Source organism: Streptomyces sp. NBC_00996 (assembly GCF_045162675.1).
Taxonomy (GTDB): domain Bacteria; phylum Actinomycetota; class Actinomycetes; order Streptomycetales; family Streptomycetaceae; genus Streptomyces.
Map to the genome: position 1 here is coordinate 9571280 of NZ_CP108723.1, position 19222 is coordinate 9590501.

Annotated in this window: 18 protein-coding genes; 5 read left to right on the forward strand and 13 right to left on the reverse strand. The window is 71.3% G+C overall.

Annotated features, from left to right (window positions below; translation table 11 throughout):
• The first annotated feature begins 28 nt into the window (after positions 1-28).
• On the forward strand, positions 29-883 hold the full coding sequence (locus OG390_RS44230; protein WP_406175905.1) for a phospholipid scramblase-related protein: 855 nt from the start codon (positions 29-31) through the stop codon (positions 881-883).
• Positions 884-1125: 242 nt separating this feature from the next.
• On the opposite strand, the gene OG390_RS44235 is transcribed toward OG390_RS44230, so the two are convergent.
• Together OG390_RS44235 and OG390_RS44240 are read right to left on the reverse strand one after the other, a co-directional pair.
• A complete protein-coding gene (locus tag OG390_RS44235) occupies positions 1126-2094 on the reverse strand; it encodes a hypothetical protein (protein ID WP_406175907.1) in 969 nt (322 codons plus the stop codon).
• On the reverse strand, positions 2091-2975 hold the full coding sequence (locus OG390_RS44240; RefSeq protein ID WP_406175909.1) for a phosphatase PAP2 family protein: 885 nt from the start codon (positions 2973-2975) through the stop codon (positions 2091-2093). The genes OG390_RS44235 and OG390_RS44240 overlap by 4 nt, the downstream gene beginning before the upstream one ends.
• A gap of 246 nt (positions 2976-3221) precedes the next feature.
• On the opposite strand from OG390_RS44240, the gene OG390_RS44245 reads away from it, so the two are divergent.
• Positions 3222-3836 carry a TetR/AcrR family transcriptional regulator C-terminal ligand-binding domain-containing protein gene (locus tag OG390_RS44245; protein ID WP_406175910.1) on the forward strand — a complete coding sequence of 205 codons (615 nt, stop codon included), beginning with the start codon at positions 3222-3224 and terminating at the stop codon, positions 3834-3836.
• 141 nt (positions 3837-3977) lie between these two features.
• Here OG390_RS44245 and OG390_RS44250 read toward each other — a convergent pair whose 3' ends face one another.
• From OG390_RS44250 to OG390_RS44260, 3 genes are read right to left on the reverse strand one after another with little or no spacing between them, the layout of a single operon-like run.
• Complete coding sequence (locus OG390_RS44250) at positions 3978-4991, reverse strand: DUF2510 domain-containing protein (RefSeq protein ID WP_406175912.1); 1014 nt, start codon at positions 4989-4991, stop codon at positions 3978-3980.
• Positions 4992-5046: 55 nt separating this feature from the next.
• On the reverse strand, positions 5047-6201 hold the full coding sequence (locus OG390_RS44255) for an anhydro-N-acetylmuramic acid kinase (RefSeq protein WP_406175914.1): 1155 nt from the start codon (positions 6199-6201) through the stop codon (positions 5047-5049).
• A 4-nt stretch (positions 6202-6205) separates the two neighbouring features.
• Positions 6206-7492 (reverse strand): MFS transporter, encoded by a 1287-nt coding sequence (locus OG390_RS44260; protein ID WP_406175915.1) that lies wholly within the window; start codon positions 7490-7492, stop codon positions 6206-6208.
• A 260-nt stretch (positions 7493-7752) separates the two neighbouring features.
• Here OG390_RS44260 and OG390_RS44265 point away from each other — a divergent pair, with 260 nt between their 5' ends.
• Both OG390_RS44265 and OG390_RS44270 read left to right on the forward strand, forming a co-directional pair.
• Complete coding sequence (locus tag OG390_RS44265) at positions 7753-10422, forward strand: ATP-binding protein (protein WP_406175917.1); 2670 nt, start codon at positions 7753-7755, stop codon at positions 10420-10422.
• 64 nt (positions 10423-10486) lie between these two features.
• Positions 10487-10780 carry a YciI family protein gene (locus OG390_RS44270; protein ID WP_406175919.1) on the forward strand — a complete coding sequence of 98 codons (294 nt, stop codon included), beginning with the start codon at positions 10487-10489 and terminating at the stop codon, positions 10778-10780.
• Positions 10781-10903: 123 nt separating this feature from the next.
• Here the strand turns inward: OG390_RS44270 and OG390_RS44275 are convergent, their stop codons facing one another.
• From OG390_RS44275 to OG390_RS44310, 8 genes are all read right to left on the reverse strand, one after another.
• Positions 10904-11698, reverse strand: a complete 795-nt coding sequence (locus OG390_RS44275; protein ID WP_406175921.1) for an SDR family NAD(P)-dependent oxidoreductase — start codon at positions 11696-11698, stop codon at positions 10904-10906.
• Positions 11699-11762: 64 nt separating this feature from the next.
• Positions 11763-12890, reverse strand: coding sequence for a 3-oxoadipate enol-lactonase (gene pcaD / locus OG390_RS44280; protein ID WP_406175923.1), 1128 nt, complete (start codon positions 12888-12890; stop codon positions 11763-11765).
• A complete protein-coding gene (gene pcaB, locus OG390_RS44285) occupies positions 12887-14296 on the reverse strand; it encodes a 3-carboxy-cis,cis-muconate cycloisomerase (protein ID WP_406175925.1) in 1410 nt (469 codons plus the stop codon). The genes pcaD and pcaB overlap by 4 nt, the downstream gene beginning before the upstream one ends.
• The gene (gene pcaG, locus OG390_RS44290; protein WP_406175926.1) at positions 14293-14856 is read right to left on the reverse strand and encodes a protocatechuate 3,4-dioxygenase subunit alpha; all 564 of its coding nucleotides are present in this window, start codon (positions 14854-14856) and stop codon (positions 14293-14295) included. The genes pcaB and pcaG overlap by 4 nt, the downstream gene beginning before the upstream one ends.
• Before the next feature lie 2 nt (positions 14857-14858).
• Positions 14859-15629 carry a protocatechuate 3,4-dioxygenase subunit beta gene (gene pcaH / locus OG390_RS44295; RefSeq protein ID WP_406175927.1) on the reverse strand — a complete coding sequence of 257 codons (771 nt, stop codon included), beginning with the start codon at positions 15627-15629 and terminating at the stop codon, positions 14859-14861.
• A gap of 10 nt (positions 15630-15639) precedes the next feature.
• Positions 15640-16881, reverse strand: coding sequence for a thiolase family protein (locus tag OG390_RS44300; RefSeq protein WP_406175929.1), 1242 nt, complete (start codon positions 16879-16881; stop codon positions 15640-15642).
• Positions 16878-17522 (reverse strand): CoA transferase subunit B, encoded by a 645-nt coding sequence (locus OG390_RS44305; protein WP_406175931.1) that lies wholly within the window; start codon positions 17520-17522, stop codon positions 16878-16880. The genes OG390_RS44300 and OG390_RS44305 overlap by 4 nt, the downstream gene beginning before the upstream one ends.
• Positions 17522-18304: a CoA transferase subunit A gene (locus OG390_RS44310; RefSeq protein WP_406175933.1), complete on the reverse strand. Its 783-nt coding sequence runs from the start codon at positions 18302-18304 to the stop codon at positions 17522-17524. The genes OG390_RS44305 and OG390_RS44310 overlap by 1 nt, the downstream gene beginning before the upstream one ends.
• Before the next feature lie 214 nt (positions 18305-18518).
• Here OG390_RS44310 and OG390_RS44315 point away from each other — a divergent pair, with 214 nt between their 5' ends.
• Positions 18519-18986: a MarR family winged helix-turn-helix transcriptional regulator gene (locus OG390_RS44315; protein WP_399094009.1), complete on the forward strand. Its 468-nt coding sequence runs from the start codon at positions 18519-18521 to the stop codon at positions 18984-18986.
• The last annotated feature ends 236 nt before the right edge of the window (positions 18987-19222 follow it).

Below are 19222 nucleotides of genomic sequence, written 5' to 3' on the forward strand. Positions count from 1 at the left end.
TCGGGCCATCTCACGGTAGTGTGCCCCGGTGACCACGCATTCGAACACTCCTGCAGGTTGGTACCCGGATCCGCACGGGGCGCCCCGGACGTTGCGCTACTGGGACGGCTCGCAGTGGACCGACCACACGAATGCGGACCAGCAGGCCCAAGCGGCACAGCAGGTACCGCAGCAGGCCCAGCACCCCCAACAGGCGTACGGCCAGCCCGCTCCGGGCCCCGACCCGCGCGTGCAGAAGCAGGTGCAGCAGCAGGCCGGGGTCGCGCCCAGTGGTGCCGGCGGCGGCAGCCTGTTCACCGAGCCGGTCCTGGTGGTGAACCAGAAGGCCAAACTGATCGAGGTGACCAACGAGTACAAGGTCATGGATCAGAACGGCAACCAGATCGGCTCGGTCACCGAGGTCGGTCAGAACGCGCTGAAGAAGGTCCTGCGCTTCGTCTCCAGCCTCGACCAGTTCATGACCCACAAGCTGGAGATCCGCGACGCGTACGGCCAGCCGCAGTTGCTGCTGACCCGTCCCGCGAAGTTCCTCAAGTCGCGGGTGGTCGTGTCGCGTCCGGACGGCTCGCCGGTCGGCGAGATCGTGCAGCAGAACATGATCGGCAAGATCAACTTCGCGATGAACGTCGACGGCCGGCAGGTCGGCGCGATCAAGGCGGAGAACTGGCGCGCCTGGAACTTCGCGATCGTCGACCACGCGGACAACGAGGTCGCCCGGATCACCAAAACCTGGGAAGGCCTTGCCAAGACGATGTTCACCACTGCGGACAACTACGTCCTGCAGATCCACTTCCAGCTCCCCGAGCCCCTGCTGAGCCTCGTCGTGGCGACGGCGCTGACCGTCGACACGGCGCTCAAGCAGGACTCCCGAGGACTGGGCTGACATCGCCTTCGCCGATCGGCATTCGGCATGAGGAAGGGCGGTTGCGGATCTCCGCACCCGCCCTTCTTGTCGTCGGCCTCGCAGAGCCGACGCTAGTGCGCTGCGCCAGAAGTTCGTCGGTGGATTCGCGCCTTGCCCGGCCGGGTTGGTTGTCCGCCCATCCAGCCCCGGCCTGCGAGTATTCGGCCAAGTCGGCGGCAGTGGGGCACCAAGAACTAACGACGAATTGATGGCGCAGGACACTAGAGAGCCGTCAGGTGGCCCGAGTTGGACTGCTTGGGCACCAACGAGGGTTCGTACGCCGCCGATCCGGGCTCCAGTGCCAGCACCGCGGCGACGGGGTGCTCGTCGTCCGCCAAGTCGCCCACCGAGTCGGCCGCCAAGTGCGCGGGCTCCGGGGCCGACCGTGACAACGTCACGACGCCCCACGCCGCGACACCCGCTCCCACGAGCGTCAGCAGTACGCCCGCCGCACCGCCCTGAAGGCGTTCGCCGAGCAGGGACAGGCCGATCACCGCAGCGGCAACCGGGTTGGCGAGCGTCACGACGGCGAGTGGTGCGCCGAGACCCCCCTGGTACGCGGTCTGCGACAGGAGGAGTCCGCCCGCCGCGAAGGCGGCCACAAGCAGCGCCACCACGACCACTTGGGCGCTCAGCAGCGAGTCCGAGCGATCCGTCGCGGCCACCGTCACGGTCTGCGTGAGCGCCGAGGCGACCCCCGAGGCGAACCCGGAGGCGGTCGCGTGCCGCAGCCCCGGCCGCGCTCCCGGTCGTGACAGACCGCCGATCAGCACGGCGGTCGTACCGGCGACGGCCAGCGCCTGCGGCACGCTCAGCACGTCGGCGGGCGCGGGCCCGGACGCCGTGACGAGCACCGCGGCGAGGCCGAGCAGGGTGAGCGCCGTACCGCGCCACTCGACAGCGCTGACCCGCCGTCCCGCCACCCGCGCCCCCAGCGGCACCGCGGCCACCAGGGTGAGCGCGCCGAGCGGCTGCACCAGCGTGAGCGTGCCGTACTTGAGCGCGGCGACATGCAGCAGCGCGGCGGACGCGTTGAGCACGACCGACCACCACCAGGCCCCGCTGGCCAGCAGCCGGAGCGTGCCCGAGCCGGCGGACCGGGAGGCGAGCCGCTCCTGGGCCACGGCCGCGGCGGCGTACGCGACGGCCGAGAACAGGGACAGGACGACGGCGGCGAGAGTCGCGTTCATCGCCCCGCCCCCGCGAGCTCCGGCACTTCCTGCACGGGAGTGTCGGCACGCTCCTGGATCCGGCCGGCGGTCGTCGCCGTCCGGTGCGGCAGGTGGATCACGGCGAGCGCGATGCCGAGCAGCGCTGTCGCGACGATGGCGTCGAGCCAGTAGTGGTTCGCCGTGCCGACGATCACCAGCAGCGTGAGCAGCGGATGCAGCAGCCACAGCCCCCGCCACCGGGACCGAGTGGCCGCGATCAGGCCGATCGCCACCATCAGTGCCCAGCCGAAGTGCAGTGACGGCATCGCCGCGAACTGGTTCGCCATCGAGTCGGTCGCCGGGTGCGCCCCGTACACCGTGGGCCCGTACACCTGCCCGGTGTCCACGAGCCCCGCCTCGCCGAGCAGGCGCGGCGGCGCGAGCGGGAAGGTGAGGTGTCCCACCAGGGCGGCGGCGGTGACCACGGCGAGCACCCGGCGGGCCCAGATGTAGTGGGCCGGGCGCCGCAGATACAGCCAGACCAGGAAGGCTGCGGTGGCCGGGAAGTGAACGGCCGCGTAGTAGGTGTTCGCGAGGTGCACGAGGGTGTCGCTGTGCAGCAGCGCGGTCTGCACGGCGCCCTCGCCCGGCAGGTGCACGGCCCGCTCCAGGTCCCACACGCGGTGCGCGTTGCCGAACGCCTCGGCGGTGTGGCCGGTGGCCAGCTGCCGGCCGACCTTGTAGACGACGAAGAGCCCGAGGACGAGCAGCAGCTCGCGAAGGAGCGGCGGACGCGCCGCGGTGTCGTACGCGTGCGGCTCGTGGGCGCCGCCCTGGGGCGACGCCCGGCGTATGGCCGCGTCGGGCGGCTCCGGTTCCGAGGCGGACTCGGACTTTGCAGGCTCGGTTCGGGAATCCATCCCCCGGCCCCCTTGCTGACGGTCTTGCGTGGGGTGGTGCGCGGTGAGCCCAGGACAGAATCCACTCGACAGAAATGTGGATCCTGTCCAAGGCTCATCGATACGGCAGTGTACCGATACGCCACTGTACCGATACGCCAGTGTACCGATACGTATCCGTACCGGTACACTGGCGTATCGATTAGACTGTGTGAAGCGGAACACCGCGGATCACGACCCGAGCCGGATTCAGCGAGGAGAAGAGCCATGACGTCGCAGGCTGCGGACGGACCGGAGACGGTCGTCGCCTCGCGCCGCTCCAAGATCACGCCCGAGCGTGAGCAGGAGTTCTACGACGCCGTGCTCGACCAGATCCGCGAATGCGGCTATGAGGCGCTGACCATGGAGGGTGTGGCCGCGAGTACCCGCTGCAGCAAGTCCACGCTCTACCGGCAGTGGAAGACGAAGCCCCAGTTCGTGGCCGCCGCGCTGCGCGCCAACCGCTGTCCGCGGTTCGCGGGGATCGACACCGGCTCGCTCGCCGGGGACCTGCGAGAGGCCGCGCGGGCCGCGGGCGACTGGTCGGGGCCCGACACCCAGCTGCTCCAGGCGCTCGGCCATGCCGTGATGCAGGACAGGGAGCTGCAGGAGGCGTTGCGCGACGCGCTCGTCGAACCCGAGATCGCAGCGGTCGGGGTGATGATCGCCCGCGCGGTCGACCGCGGGGAGATCGCCGCCGACCATCCGGCGCTGGAGTTCATCCCGGCACAGCTGTTCGGCATCGTGCGCGTACGCCCCGTTCTGGAAGGCAAGTACGCGGATTCGGACTATCTCTCACAATTCATGGAGGCGGTCGTGCTGCCGTCCCTTGGCCTGACCTGAGACTCAGGTCGCCGTCCGCGGGATGACCGGACGTCGGCCTGTATCGCGCCGCACCGTGGGGACGGGGGCGGCGCGCACCCCCCGGCCGGGTGGGGTTCCCCTTGAGCGGAGGGGCGCCCCGCCCGGCCGAACTCTTTCCCGCTAGACGTTCTGCCCGTTGCCGCCGGCCCCGGACGCCACCTTGATGCCCTCGGTGATCGTGTCGATCACCGACTGCTCGGGCGCCTTGGAGCTGACGTCGACGCCGAAGCGGACGACGACGAGCGATTTGGAGTCGGCGGGGGAGGGGAAGACGAGCGACTCGACATAGCCGTCGTCACCCTTGCTCGTCACGACCTTCCAGCGGACCAGATAGCCCTTCTCGCCGGCCACCGTGACCGCCTTCGAGGCGAGCTCCGTGTGCGAGGTGATCGTGCCGTAGCCCTTGCCGTACGACTCCTTGGCGTTCTTGGAGATGTCCTCCTTGGCCGCCGCCTCCGCGCCGGTGGACTTGAGGCCCTGTGCCGACGCGGGGGCCGAGTACGCCCCGCCCCGCTGGCAGTCCTGCGAGGTGTTGCCGGGGCACTTGTAGGTGTCCTTGGTGGAAATCGCGGCGCCGACCGTGAGGGTCTGGCCGGTCCAGCCGTCGGGGACCGGGATGCTGATGCCGCTGACCGCGTCGGTGGCGTAGCCGTCCTCGCTCTGCGGCTGCCCCGACTGACCGGGCACCGGTGTCTGGCCGCCCGAACCGCCGGAGCCACCGGGAGCGCCGCCGGGTCCCCCCGGCTCGCCGCCCTGTCCGCCCCAGGGCGCGCCCGTGCCACCCTGTCCACCCCCGGGGCCGCCCTGCCCGCCGGGCCCCTGGGAGTTCGCGCTGTTGCCACTGTTGCCGTCGTCCTTGGTCAGCGCGTACACCCCGCCTCCGATGCCCGCGAGGACCGCGATCGCCGCGGCGACCGCTATGCCCAGGCGCAGCCCGCGCCGCGGCGAACCCGGGGTGAGGGCCGGATACGGTCCGGCGGCCGGCGGGTGCGCCGGGGGACCCCATGCGGCGGCCGACCCGACGGGGCGGGTCTGGTCCGTCCATGCCTTACCGTCCCACCAGCGCTCGGTGGCGGGAGCGTCATCTGTCTGCCCGGGGTCGGGATACCAGCCGGGGGGAGTCACCTGCGTCATGGTGCCCACCGTATGAGCCCTGGGTGAAAGGCGGATGAGAGGGGCCCGGCAGCAGTCACTTCAGGATCAGCCGTAGGGGTGTCCGGTCCGCCCGGGGCGGCAGCCGCAGCCCTTCGCTGCCCGGGGTGATCGACCCGAGCACGCTGGGATGCCGGGCCCCGGTGCTCGCCGGATCGGTGCCCGCGAGCCCGTGCAGCGTCAGAAAACCCAGTACGGCGAAGGCGTACGCCTCCTTGGCGGCCGACGGCAGTCCCAGGTCGTCGGAGGTGCGCAGCACCACCGCGGGGAGTTCCTCGCCCAGCATCGCCATGAGTACGGGATTGCGGGTGCCGCCGCCGGAGGCGATCACCTCTGTGGCTCGCACCGCGCGCACGGCGTCCGCGACCGTCCGGGCGGTGAGCCGGGTGAGGGTCGCGATGACGTCCTCGGCGGTGAGTGTCCCGAAACCCGCCAACGCGTCCCTCAGATAGCCGAGATGGAACAGCTCCTTGCCGGTCGTCTTGGGTGCGGGCAGCGCGTAGTACGGCTCGGCGAGCAGCCGCCGGAGCAGCGGCTCGTGGACGGTGCCGCGGGCGGCGAGGGCGCCGTCCACGTCGTAGTCGAGGCGTCCGCCGCTCAGCCCCCGTGCCGCGGCGTCGACCAGCGCGCACGCGGGCCCGGTGTCGAAGGCGGTGCCGTCCGGCGCGGTGAGGTTGGCGATGCCGCCGAGGTTCAGGGCCACCGGCGTTCCCGGGCGGCCGCGCAGCCACAGCAGGTCGACCAGGCTCACCAGCGGCGCGCCCTGGCCGCCCGCGGCGATGTCACGCGGGCGGAAGTCGGCGACCACGGGCAGCCCGGTCGCCTCGGCGATCCAGGCGGGCTGCCCGAGCTGGAGGGTTCCGTGCACCTGACCGTGGGCCGCCCAGTGGTAGACGGTCTGGCCGTGCGAGGCGATCAACTCGCCTCCGCCGTGGCACAGTTCATGGTTGGCTCGGACGGCTGCCGCTGCGAAGGCCTGTCCGATGAGGGTGTCCAGGCGGCACACCTCGGCCAGGCTGGTGGGGGCCGGAGGCAGCGCCGCGGCGAGCGCGTCGCGCAGTTCCTCGTCGTACGCCTCGCTGACGAGCCCGAGCGGCTGCATGACGAGGCTGTCCCCGTCGAGGGTCAGCTCGGCGGCCGCCGCGTCGATCGCGTCGTACGACGTGCCGGACATCAGGCCGATCACCCGCACCTGATCAACTCCCTTTCCTCGTACGGAGCGTGGCGAGCGCGAGCACGCTCACCGCGCAGGTCGCCGCCGCGTAGTACGCGGGGATGTCCACGCTCCCCGTCCGTTTGATGGTCTCCGTGATGATGAGCCCCGCGCACCCGGAAAACACCGCATTGGACAGGGCGTAGGCGAGTCCCAGACCGGTGTAGCGCACGCTCGTCGGGAACATCTCGGAGAGCATCGCCGGACCGGGCCCCGCCATCAGCCCGACCACGGCACCCGCCAGGAAGACGGCGACACCCTTCACCGCGTTCGGAGTCCCGGCACCCTGAAGGAGGTTGAGCAGCGGGATCGCCAGCACGGTGACCAGAACGGCCCCCGTGAGCATCACCGGGCGCCGCCCGATCCGGTCGCTGAGCCATCCCGCCGGGACGATCGTGGCTGCGAAGCCGAGGTTGGCGAGCACCGTGGCGAGCAGTGCCTGCTGGAAGGTCGCGTTCAGGGTGTTCTGCAGGTACGAGGGGAGCACGACCAGGAAGGTGTAGCCGGCCGCCGCCCAGCCCATGATGCGCCCGGCCCCGAGCGCGATCGCCCTGGCCACCTGGGAGCCGGGCGGGCGCTCCCGTTGCCGCTCCCGCTCGAAGGACGGTGTCTCGTCCAGTCTCAGCCGCAGCCAGAGCGCCCCGAGGCCTAGCGGCAGCGTCAGCAGGAAGGGCAGCCGCCAGCCCCAGTCCTCGAGCTCGCGGGAGGTGAGCACCGTAGCCAGCAGCGCCGCGACGCCCGCACCGGCGAGGAGCCCGAGCGCGACAGTGAAGGATTGCCACGACCCGTACAGCCCCCGTCTGCCCGGCGGCGCGAACTCCGTCATCACCGAGACCGCGCCACCGAACTCCCCGCCCGCGGACAGTCCTTGGAGCACCCGGAGGAACGTGAGCAGCCACGGGGCGAGGGCGCCGACCGCGGCGTAGGTGGGCAGCACGCCGATCAGGGTCGTCGCGGCCGTCATCAGGGCGATCACCAGGATCAGCACCGGGCGTCGCCCGATCCGGTCGCCGAGCCGTCCGAACAGCGCGGCGCCGACGGGCCGGAAGAAGAACGCCAGTGCGAAGGATGCGTAGGTCTTCACCAGGGCCTCGACCTCGCTGCCGCCCTCCGGTGTGAAGAAGCGCGCCGCGATGATCGTCGCGAAATAGCCGTAGACGCCGAACTCGTACCACTCGATGAAGTTGCCCACGGAGCCCGCGAGCAGGGCTCTGCGGGAGTGCGCGGACCGGGCGGCGCGCAGGTCCGAGTCGTGCGCGGGGGCGCTCATGCCGGTTCCTCCCGGGGCATGCCGGGGCCCGGGTCGGACCGGCCCCCGACGGAGACTGATATGGGAAAATTAGCTTCAGTTCGTGGGTTGTTGACTGTCAATAACTTTCACACGAGCTGGTCGACGGCCTCTCGCGTCGCCTCCGGGACACCGCTGTCACCCGTCTCGGCAACACGTGCCCGGACCCGCCTCCACCGGGGCTTCCAGGCGGCTAGGCTCGTTACCAGTACGTCGTTTGGGCGACCTGGGGAGGTAGCGGGATGACGGAGGCACGGCCCGGAGGGGGCGCCTCGGCTTCCCTGTGGGAGCGCGATGAGGAAGTCGCCACACTCGAACGGGCGATCGCCGCGCTGCGCGCGGACGCTGCCACCTCGGGGAGCCTGCTGGTGCTCAGCGGCGAGGCGGGCCTCGGCAAGACGGCGCTCCTGGCCGAGGCCCGCCGGATCGCGGAGAGCAGTGGCTGTGCGGTGTGGTCGGCCCGCGGCGGCGAGACCGTCACGTCCGTCCCCTTCAATGTCGTACGGCAGTTGCTGCAGCCGGCCCTCGTCTCGCTGATGCCGGAGGAGGCGCGCGAATACCTGGGCGACTGGTACGACATCGCAGGGCCCGCCCTTGGTATAGCGGAGCCGGGCGAGTGTCAGCCCGACCCGCAAGGTGTGTGCGACGGTCTGGTCGCGGCGGTGCGGCGGCTCGCCAAGCGCGAATGGCCGCTCGTGCTGCTCATCGACGACGCCCACTGGGCCGACCAGGAGACACTGCGCTGGCTCGCCGCGTTCGTCGAGCGGCTCGAGGACCTTTCCGTTCTCGTCGTGGTGGCCCGCCGTCCCGGCGGGGTCAGCGGCGAGAGCGCCCGGCTGCTCGACGCGGTCGCCGCCGCGGCCCGCCCGGTCGCCACCTTGAGCGCGCTGACCCCGGCCGCGGCCGAAGGACTGACCCGCGCCACGCTCGGGGAGCACGCCGACGCGCCGTTCTGCCGCGAGGTGTGGGCGGTCACCGGCGGCAATCCGTACGAGACGGTCGAACTGCTCGCCAAGGTGCAGGACAGCCAGATGGAGCCGGCCGAGGGATCGGCCGCCGAACTGCGCGACCTGAACCGCTCGGCCCGCGGCCGCGGACTCGTCGCCCGCCTCGAAGGACTCGGCATCGACGCCACACGGTTCGCCTGGGCGGCCGCGATCCTCGGCACCGCGATCTCCCTCGACCTCGCCGCCCAACTCGCCGGAATGCAGAGCGACGAGGCCCTGCGCTGCGCGGAACTCCTCGGCGCCGCCCGCATCCTGACCAGGCCCGAGCCGACGAACGGTCAAGTCGCGGAGAACGAGCTGGAGTTCGTGCACCCGCTCATCGCCACCGCGGTCTACCGCTCGATCCCGGACGCCCTGCGCACCGCGATGCACGGCCAGGCCGCCTGGGCGGTCACCGAGTCCGGGCGCGGTGCGGCCGCGGCGTCCCGCCATCTCCTCGAAGTCCACCCGGACGACGACCCCGAACTCGTCGAGCAGATGCGTGAGGCCGCCAGGGAACACCTCGCCGTCGGCGCGCCCGACGCGGCCAGGCGCTGCCTGGAGCGCGCCCTGGCCGAGCCCCCGCTGCCCGACGTGCACGCCCGCGTGCTCTACGAACTGGGCTGTGCCACGCTCCTGACCGCGCCCTCCACGACCATCGGCCATCTGCGCGCCGCGCTCGAAAGGCCTGGCCTCGAGGACGCCATGCGCGTGGACGCCGTCTTCCGGCTCTCCCAGGCGCTGCTCCACAACAACCAGTTGGACGAGGCCGTCCGCACGGTCGACGAGGAGGTCGCCCGGCTCGAACCGGGCCCCGCCCGCATGCGACTGCAGGCCGTGCACTACATGTGGGAGGGCATCCACGCCGGCGAGGAGCGCGCCGCGGGACACTCCCTCGGTCTCGCCGAACTCGTCAGGACCTGCACCGGGCGGGACAACTCCGAGCGCGCGCTGCTCATACTGCGCGGCTTCGACGCGATGACGCGCGGCGAGAACGCCGAAGAGGTCGTGGAACTCTGCGACCGCGCCCTCGTCAACGGCCGCCTCGCACCCGGACTCGGCTGGACCGACACCGAGTGGGGCGTCGAACTGCTCCTGATGCTCGGCAGCGCGTACGCCTACGCCGACCGGCTCGACCGGGCCGAAAGCCTGTTCAGCGAGGCCCTGCACGCCTATGTGAAGGCCAGCTGGAGCGGCGGCCACCTCTCCCTGGCCAACGCCTACCTCGGCCTCGCGCACCGCAGACGAGGCCGCCTCGCCGACGCGGAGCACTACCAGCGCGAATCGCTCCGCCTCGCCGAACGGGTCGGTCGCGGGCTGCCCCTGTACTGGTCCGCGACCTGCGGACTCATCGACACACTGCTCGCCCGCGGCCATGTCCACGAGGCCGCGGAGATCGCCGAACGCTACGGCTTCGCACCTCCGTACCCGTCCACGATCGTGCTCCCGGACACCCGCTCCGTACGCGGCCGTCTGCTGCTCGCCGCCGGCCGCACCAAGGACGGCATCAACGAACTGGAGGCAGCCGAGAAGGCCGCCGCCGCGCGCGGTCACCACAACACGGTGCTCGCCCCCTGGGCGGTCGACCTCGCCCGAGCCCTCGCCACCGAGGACCCGACGCGTGCCGCTGCCCTGGCCGCCGACGCCCGCCGCCAGGCCGAGCGCTTCGGCACCGACACGGCCATCGGCGAGGCGCTCCGCTGCGCCGCGGCCCTCGAATCGGGCCAGCGCGCGGTACGGCTGGCCGCCCAGGCGGTCACCTACCTGGAAGCCTCGCCCTGCCAGTACGAACACGCCGCGGCCCGCGTCGAGTACGGCATCGCCGCCCGCTCGGTGGCGGAGATCAACAAGGGGATGACGCTGGCGCGTTCGTGCGGGGCGGACGGGTTGGTGGCGAAGGCGGGGGAGGCGCTGGCGAGCCTCTAGGGCCTGTCTCTGCGATCATTGAGTGAGGTCGCAGTAGTCCTTGGTGGTCCACTACGGTCTGGTCATGTTCATTGTGACAGTGACCTACACGGCACCGCTGGATGAAGTGGACCGCTGGAGACCGGCGCACGGCGACTGGCTGAACCACCTTATTTCACGGCGGTCGCTGGTGATGGCCGGGCGCCAGGTGCCTCTGGTCGGCGGGGTCTACCTAGCCCCCCGGATGCCCGCCGAAGAACTCGACCGCCTTCTCGCCACTGACCCGTACGTGCTCAACGGCGTCGCCACGCACAGCGTCCTTGAGTTCACTCCGCTACTGGTGTCGACCGGTCTGGAGAACCTCAAGTCCCAGGGGTGAGTTGGTCTTTGTTCCTGGTTACGAACGGAGCCAGATGAGGAGGGCGGCGGCGGTCACGGTGCCGAGGCAGACGTAGAGACATGGCCCAGTCCGGCAGCGGGGTGTCAGTTCGGCAGTCGGTCTTCAGCTGCCGAGCAGCTGATTCGTGGTCGCCTTCAGCCGCTTCCACACCTCGCGGTCGTACGTGTGCGCGTGCGCCCGCGAGGGGTTCGTGCCGTCGAAGTACCCGCCGGTGCCCAACTCCCGTGTGGCCAGGCGGAGTACACCCGCCGCACCGTCGGCGACGGTGGACCAGGGGACCACTCCGGCGTCGCGGACCATCGCTGTGTCCATGTAGGTCGCGGGGTGCAGGACGTTCACCGAGACGCCGCTGCCCGCCAGCTCCTCGCTCAGCGCGAACGTGTGCGCCGCCAGCGCGAACTTGCTGCGGCAGTACGCCGATACCCCGGTGTAGCCCCGGGTGAGTTCCGGGTCGTCGAAGTCCAGCGGCTCCTGGCCGACCGAGCCGACATTGACGACGCGGGACGGGGCGCTCGCGCGGAGCGTGGGCAGCAGCGCGCGGGTGAGGGCGACCGGAGCGAGATAGTTCACCGCGAGCCGCAGCTCGTGACCGTCGGCGCTCACCTCACGGCCCGCACCGTGCGGGCCGGCGCCGACCCCCGCATTGTTGATCAGCACGTCGAGACGCGGGTGCTCGGCGGCGACCTCCTCGCCCAGCCGCCGCACCTGCGCGAGCGAGGCCAGATCGGCGACGTACCCGTAGGACTCGCCACCCTCGGCCCGCAGCTCCGTGACGAGCGACTCGGTCCGCGCGCGGTCGCGCCCGTGCGCGAGGACGACATATCCGGAGCGGACCAGCTCGAAGGCGACGTACCTGCCGAGCCCTGAGGTGGCACCGGTGATCAGAACAGTGGACATGCCTCCACCCTAGGCACGGTGCTCAGGTATGTACGAGGTGCCGTTGAAGCTACGACCAGCAGGGTCACCCACCGCTCTTGTCTTCCTCCGTCAGCACCCGTTGCGCCACCGCGAACGCCGAGTTCGCCGCCGGAACACCGCAGTACACGGCCGTCTGCAGCAGCACCGCGCCGATCTCCTCGGGCGTGAGGCCGTTGCGCCGCGCCGCTCGGACGTGCATGGCGAGCTCGTCGTAGTGGCCGTGCGCCACCAGCGCGGTCAGCGTGATCATGCTGCGCTCACGGCGCGCCAGCGTCGGATCCGTCCAGATCTCGCCCCACGCATAGCGCGAGATGAAGTCCTGGAAGCGAGCGGTGAAGGGCGTCTGCCGTGCCTGCGCGCGGTCCACGTGGTCGTCCCCGAGGACCTGACGGCGCACCTCCATGCCCCGCAGCGCATACCCGTCGAAGTGCCCGCGCAGCGCGGCGAGCACAGCCTCCGGGCGCTCCGCGGGCGCCAGGTGCGAGGCGCCCGCGATCTCGGTGAGCGAGGCGCCGGGCACCGCGTCCGCGATCTCCCGCAGATGCGCGCGCGGCGTCGCCGGATCCTCGCGGCCCGCGATGAGCAGGGTCGGCAGGGTGAGGGACGACAGCCGCTCCCGGATGTCGAAGGCGGCGAGCGCGTCACAGCAGGCGGCGTACGCCTCGGGATCCGCGGTGCGATGGTCCTCCACCAGCTCGGGCACGGTGAAGCCGGGCGTGAACCAGCGGGCGTTCGCGGTTTCGGCGAGCGCGGCGAGGCCCTCGCGGCGCACGGTCCGCGCGCGCTCCTCCCACGGCTTGGAGCCGTTGAAGTGGGCCGACGAGCAGATGACGGCGAGGCTCTCCAGACGCTCAGGGTGATGCACGGCCAGGTGCAGACCGACCGCGCCACCGAGCGAGACACCCGCGTACGCGAACCGGTCGATGCCGAGCGAGTCGGCGAGGGCGAGCACCAGCCCGGCGAGGTCGGCGACGGTCGCGCCGGGCCCGATCAGGTCGGCGGCCGAACCGCCGTGACCCGGCAGATCCCAGCGGACCACCCGATGGGTGACGGAAAGCTCGGGCGCGACCTTGTTCCACAGGGCGTACGACGTGCCGAGCGAGGGGCCGAGGAGCAGGGGGGGAGCGGTGGTGGAACCTTCGGCGCGGTGGTTGAGCAGTGTGTCGGTCAACGTCGCTCCAGAGCACGGTCGGTGAGGGCTCCCGCGGAGCCCGTGTAGCGGGTGGGGTCGGTGAGGTCCGCGAGGTCGAGCTCCTTGAGCTCCGGCTCCTCGCCGAGCACCTCCACGAGGGGCCGGTTCCCGGCGACGGCGCGCTGCGCGGCCCGCGTCAGCAGCTCCTTGGCACGGGCCCGCCCGAGCACGGGAGCGAGCTCGGCGGCCAGCCGCTCGGAGACGATCAACCCGTGGGTGAGACCGAGATGTTCACGCATGGTGTCCGCGTTCACCCGGAGCCCCTCCGCCAGCTCGGCGGCATCGCGCGCTGCCCCGCCGACCAGCCGGAGCAGATCCCGCAGGGGCTCCCATTCGGCGTGCCAGGCCCCGGCCGGACGCTCGTCCTCGGCCGCCATCGCCCCGTAGAGCGTTGCCGCGAGCTGTGGCGCCCGGCGGGCCGCGGCGGCGACGAGGGTGGCCCGCACGGGGTTGGCCTTGTGCGGCATCGCGGACGATCCGCCGCCGGAACCCTCGGCGACCTCGGCGATCTCGGTACGGGTCAGGGTGAGCACGTCGACGGCGGTCTTGCCCAGGGCTCCGGCGGTGAACGCCAGCGCTCCGGCCAGATCGGCGATCGGCGTACGGAGGGTGTGCCAGGGCAGCACGGGTGGGGCGAGCCCGAGTTCACGGGCATACGCCGCGATCAGGGCCTGCGTGTCCGCGGGGGCGGATGCGTCGCTTGCGGCCTGCGTGTCCGCGAGAGCCGGCCTGCCACCGCCGGCCCGAGTCCCAGCGGGGCCGAATACCGTGAACGCTGCCAACGTCCCTGCGGCGCCGCCCAGTTGGGCAGGCAGCGAGGCACGTACGGCGGACACCCTGTCCCGGGCATCCAGCACCAGCGACCGCCAACCCGCCGCCTTCAGCCCGAAAGTCGTCGGCACCGCGTGCTGGGTGAGCGTGCGGCCCGGCATCACCGTGTCCCGGTGCTCCGCGGCGAGCCGGGCCAGCGCCCGCTCCGTGCGGCCGAGGTCCCCCAGGACGAGGTCCAGCGTGCGCGCGGTGACCAGCATGGTCGCCGAGTCCATGATGTCCTGGCTCGTCGCGCCCCGGTGGACGTACGGGCCGTACTCCTTGCCGACAGCGGCCGTCAGGTCCGCGACCAGCGGGATCACCGGATTGCCGCCGCTTCGTGCGCGCAGCGCGATCACCGCGATGTCGAAGACGGTGGCGTCGGCTGCCGAGGACACCGCCGATGCGGCCTCAGCCGGGGCCAGCGCCAGCGATGCCTGGGCCCGGGCCAGCGCGGCCTCCGCGTCGAGCAGCGCCCGCAGATAGGCGGTGTCGCTCGTCTCGGACGCGGCCGGGCAGCCCGCCCACCCGGGGGCGAGCAGGGCGCCGGAATCGACAGGGTCGACAGCTGTCACTGGAACTCCAGGAAGACCGTTTCGCCTTCGCCCTGAAGGCGGATGTCGAAACGGTACGTGCGGTTCGCCCCCTCGGCCGCGATCAGCGTGGCGCGCCGGTCGGCCGGGAGCGAGTCCAGCAGCGGGTCGGCGCCTTCGGCGAGGTACGCGCGGGTGAAGAGATGGTGCGTCAGACCACGGGCGAAGACACAGACGCTGATGTACGGCAGCCCGGCGTTCCCCGGCGGCAGCGTGCGCAACGCGTAGTGCCCGTCGGCGTCCGTGGCGACCCGCCCGAAGCCCGTGAAGTCGATGCCGTTGCGGCCGAGGAAATCGCCCGTCGACGGGTCGCGGCGCATCGAGCCGGGAGCGCCCTTCAGAGAGCCGTCGGGCGCCGCCTGCCAGAAGTCCAGCAGAGCGTCGGGGATCGGCGTGCCCGCGCCGTCGAACACGTATCCGTGCAGGGTGATCGTGTCGGGGTGGCCCTGGGGTGCGACGTCGCCGCCACCGGGAAAGGGCAGTGCATGGCCGTAGAAGGGGCCGATGGTGTGGGACGGGGTGGGGAGCAACCGCTCGGTCATGCTCAACGGCCTTCCTCGATCCAGGTGGCGGAGGGACCGTCGAGGACGATGTCCCATTCATAGCCGAGCGAGAACTCGGGCTGCGAGAGGTCGTGGTGGTAGCCGGCGATCAGACGGCTGCGCGCCGCCTCGTCTGTCACGGACCGCAGGATCGGGTCGTACGGGAACAGCGGGTCGCTCGGGAAGTACATCTGCGTCACGAGCCGCTGGGTGAACGCCGTGCCGAAGACCGAGAAGTGGATGTGCGCGGGCCGCCACGCGTTGGTGTGGTTGGCCCACGGGTACGGGCCCGGCTTGATGGTCGTGAACGTGTACCGCCCGTGATCATCCGTCAGGGTACGGCCCACACCGGTGAAGTTGGGGTCGAGCGGCGCCGGGTGCTGTTCGCGCAGATGGGCGTAGCGGCCGGCGGCGTTGGCCTGCCAGATCTCGACGAGCTGGCCGCGTACGGGACGGCCGTCGCGGTCGAGGAGGCGGCCCGAGACGGTCATGCGCTCGCCGATCGGTTCGCCCCGGTGCCGGCGGGTCAGGTCATTGTCGATCTCGGTGATGTCGGTGACACCGAAGACGGGACCCGACAGCTCGACCGTCTCCGGGTCGCCGCCGTTCACGGCGACCAGCGCCTGCTTGGGGTGGCGCAGGAGGGAGCTGCGGTACGGGGGGTAGTCGCGCGAGGGGTGGTGCTGGACCGGGGCGCCGCCGGCGACCGCCTTGTCGTACGCGTCCTGGTGATCCTTGATCTCGACGTCGATGTCCGACTGAGTGAGAGCCATGGTCGACTTCCTATCGTTCGAGGACGAGGGCGAGGCCCTGGCCCACACCGATGCAGAGAGTGGCGACACCAACTCCGGAGCCCTGGCGGGCGAGTTGGTGGGCGACGGTTCCGGCGAGCCGGGCGCCGGACGCGCCGAGGGGGTGACCGAGGGCGATGGCGCCGCCCTGCGGGTTGAGGACCTGCGGGTCGAACTCGGGCCATTCGGCCAGGCACCCGAGGACCTGCGCGGCGAAGGCCTCGTTGAGCTCCAGCGTCGACAGGTCGTCAAATCCCTTGCCCGCCTTGGCGAGTGCGCGATGGACGGCCTCGACGGGGGCGAGTCCGAAGTACTGCGGGTCGATCGCGGAGACGCCGGTCGCGCTGACGCGCGCGAGGGGCTCACGCCCGGTGGCCTTCAGGCCCTCCTCGTCGACCAGCAGCAGGGCAGCCGCGCCGTCGTTCAAGGGCGAGGCGTTGCCGGCCGTCACCGTGCCTCCCCCAGCCTTCGGCTGGGGGGACTCGCATCTCGCTTCGCTCGCCTTGCGGAAGGAGGGCTTCAGCCTCGCCATGGCCTCCAGGGACGCCTCGGCGCGTACACACTCGTCGGCGCCGAAGACGACCGGGTCGCCCTTGCGCTGCGGAAGGGATACGGGGGCGATCTCGCCGTCGAACAGGCCGTCCGCCTGTGCCCGGGCCGCCTTGCGGTGGCTGGCGAGGGCGAACTCGTCCTGCTGCGCACGTGTGATCTTGTGCTTCTCGGCGATGAGTTCGGCCGACTCGCCCAGCGGGATGGTCCACTGCGGGTCCATCCCCGGGTTGACCATGCGCCAGCCCAGCGTCGTGGAGTACAGCTCGGTGTGTCCGGCCGGGAAGGGCCGCTCGCTCTTGGGCAGTACGTAGGGGGCGCGTGTCATCGACTCGACGCCACCGGCCAGGGCGATGGAGGCGTCGCCGAGCGCGATGGCCCGGGCGGCCTGGATGACGGCTTCGAGCCCGGAGGCGCACAGCCGGTTGACGGTCACGCCCGGCACCGAGGTGGGCAGACCGGCGAGCAGGGCGGCCATGCGGCCGACGTTGCGGTTCTCCTCGCCCGCCCCGTTGGCGTTGCCGAAGTACACGTCCTCGATCCGGGACGGGTCCAAGCCCGGTGTACGGGCGAGGAGTTCACGGATGGCGTGGGCGGCGAGGTCGTCCGGGCGGACGGCGGCCAGCGACCCGCTGTACTTGCCGATGGGGGTGCGGACCGCATCGACGATGTAGACGTCCTTCATGAGGTCTCCTCGGGAATGCGGATCTTCGCGGCGGTCTTCGCCACGATCTCCTCGACGGTGACGCCCGGCGCGGTCTCGACGAGCACCAGCCCCCCTGCGGTGACGTCCAGCACGCCGAGGTCGGTGATGATCCGGTTCACGCACGCCTTGCCCGTGAGCGGCAGCGCGCACTCCTGGAGGATCTTCGCCGATCCGTCCTTGGCGGTGTGCGTCATCACGACGATGACCGTGCGGGCGCCGTGGACCAGGTCCATCGCGCCGCCTATCCCGGTGATCATCTTGCCGGGGATCGCCCAGTTGGCGAGGTCACCGCCTGCGGACACCTGCATCGCGCCGAGCACGGCGACGTCGATGTGCCCGCCGCGGATCATCCCGAAGGACAGCGACGAGTCGAAGTACGAGGCCCCCGGCAGGACCGTCACGGTCTCCTTGCCTGCGTTGATGAGATCCGGGTCGACCTGGTCCTCGGTCGGGTAGGGACCGGTCCCCAGGATGCCGTTCTCGGACTCCAGGATCACCTCGATGCCGTCGGGGAGATAGTTGGGGATCAGCGTCGGCAGGCCGATGCCCAGGTTCACATACTGGCCGTCCTCGAGTTCGCGCGCGGCGCGGGCGGCCATCTCCTGCCTGCTCCAGGCCATTACTCGCTCACCGTTCCATTCGCCGCGGGCGCCGAAACCGTCCGCTGCTCGATCATCTTGGCGCTCGCCTGTTCCGGGGTGAGCGCGACGACGCGCTGCACGAAGATGCCCGGCAGATGCACCGCGTCCGGGTCGATCTCGCCCGGCTCCACCAGCTCCTCCACCTCGGCGATCGTCACCCGGCCGGCCATCGCCGCCAGCGGGTTGAAGTTCCGGGTGGACTTGTTGAAGACCAGGTTGCCGTGCCGGTCGCCCTTGGCGGCCCGTACGAGGGCGAAGTCGGTGCGGATACCGTGCTCCAGCACGTACTCCGTGCCGTCGAACTCGCGCACCTCCTTCGGCGGGGAGGCCAGCGCGACGCCGCCCTGGCCGTCGTAGCGCCATGGCAGTCCGCCGTCCGCGACCTGCGTGCCGACCCCGGCCGGGGTGTAGAAGGCGGGGATCCCGGCGCCGCCCGCGCGCAGCCGCTCGGCGAGCGTGCCCTGCGGGATCATCTCCACCTCCAGCTCACCGGCCAGGTACTGCCGGGCGAACTCCTTGTTCGCGCCGATGTACGAGCCGGTGACGCGGGCGATCCGCCCGGCCGCGAGCAGGATCGCCAGGCCCGACTCCATCGCCCCGCAGTTGTTGGAGACCACACCGAGGCCGGATACGCCACGCTCGTACAGCGCCTCGATCAGCACATTCGGCACACCATTCAGGCCGAATCCACCGACCGCGAGTGTCGCGCCGTCCGGCACATCGGCCACTGCCTCCAGGGCCGTGGCGACCACCTTGTCCATCCGTGAAGCCCCATCTCTCCCGAGCGTCCAACGCCTCAATTAATCAGGGCACTGATTAATTCTTCGAGGTTTCAAACACGCTGCCACCCGATCCTCGGCCCGTCAAGACCCACAATGAATGTGCAGTTGAGAGTCTCCGCATATGGCGAGACGGGCCAGGCCGCGCCGGGGTATTGTTCAGTACACCAACGAATAGTTGAGTCGAGGAGCGCATATGGCCGCGGTGGACCTCTCCACCCACCCCGGGCACCTGGCCCGGCGACTGCAGCAGGCCCACTACCTGCTGTGGAACACCATGGTCTCCGAGGAGATCACCTCCCCGCAGTTCGCGGTCCTTAACGCGCTCGTCGCGGAGCCGGGCCTTGACCAGCGCACGGTGGGGGAGCGGGTGGGGCTCGACCGGTCCACCATCGCCGAGGTCATCAGCCGGCTCAGCCGTCGGGGTCTGCTCGACAAGGTGCGCGACCCGCAGGACGGCCGCCGCTTCCTGCTGCGCCTCACGGACGAGGGGATGCGCACGCACCGCAAGCTGACCGTCCGCACCGCCCGGATGAACCAGGTCTTCCTGGCCCCGCTCTCCGCCGAGGAGCAGGCCATGTTCTTCGACCTCATCCAGCGGGTCTCGGACGCCGCGGAGGGTCTCCGCAATCCAGCGGAGCCCGCGGCCTCCGCGAAGGCCTAGGCCGGCCTAGGCCTGTCCGGCGGATCATGTCGGAGACGCGGGTCCTGGCACGTCCATCTGCGGCGTTGTCGTCGGTTGCCGACTCCCCCACGCTCGGCTTCCCTCGCGCGGGGGACCCCCATCGCGTCGTCGCCCTCCTCCGCCTTGCGGCCGGACGCATCAGGACCCGCTCACCTGCGCTGATGAGGCGCCGCGGGTCCCCTCCGACCTGATCCGCCGGACAGGCCCCAGGGCTC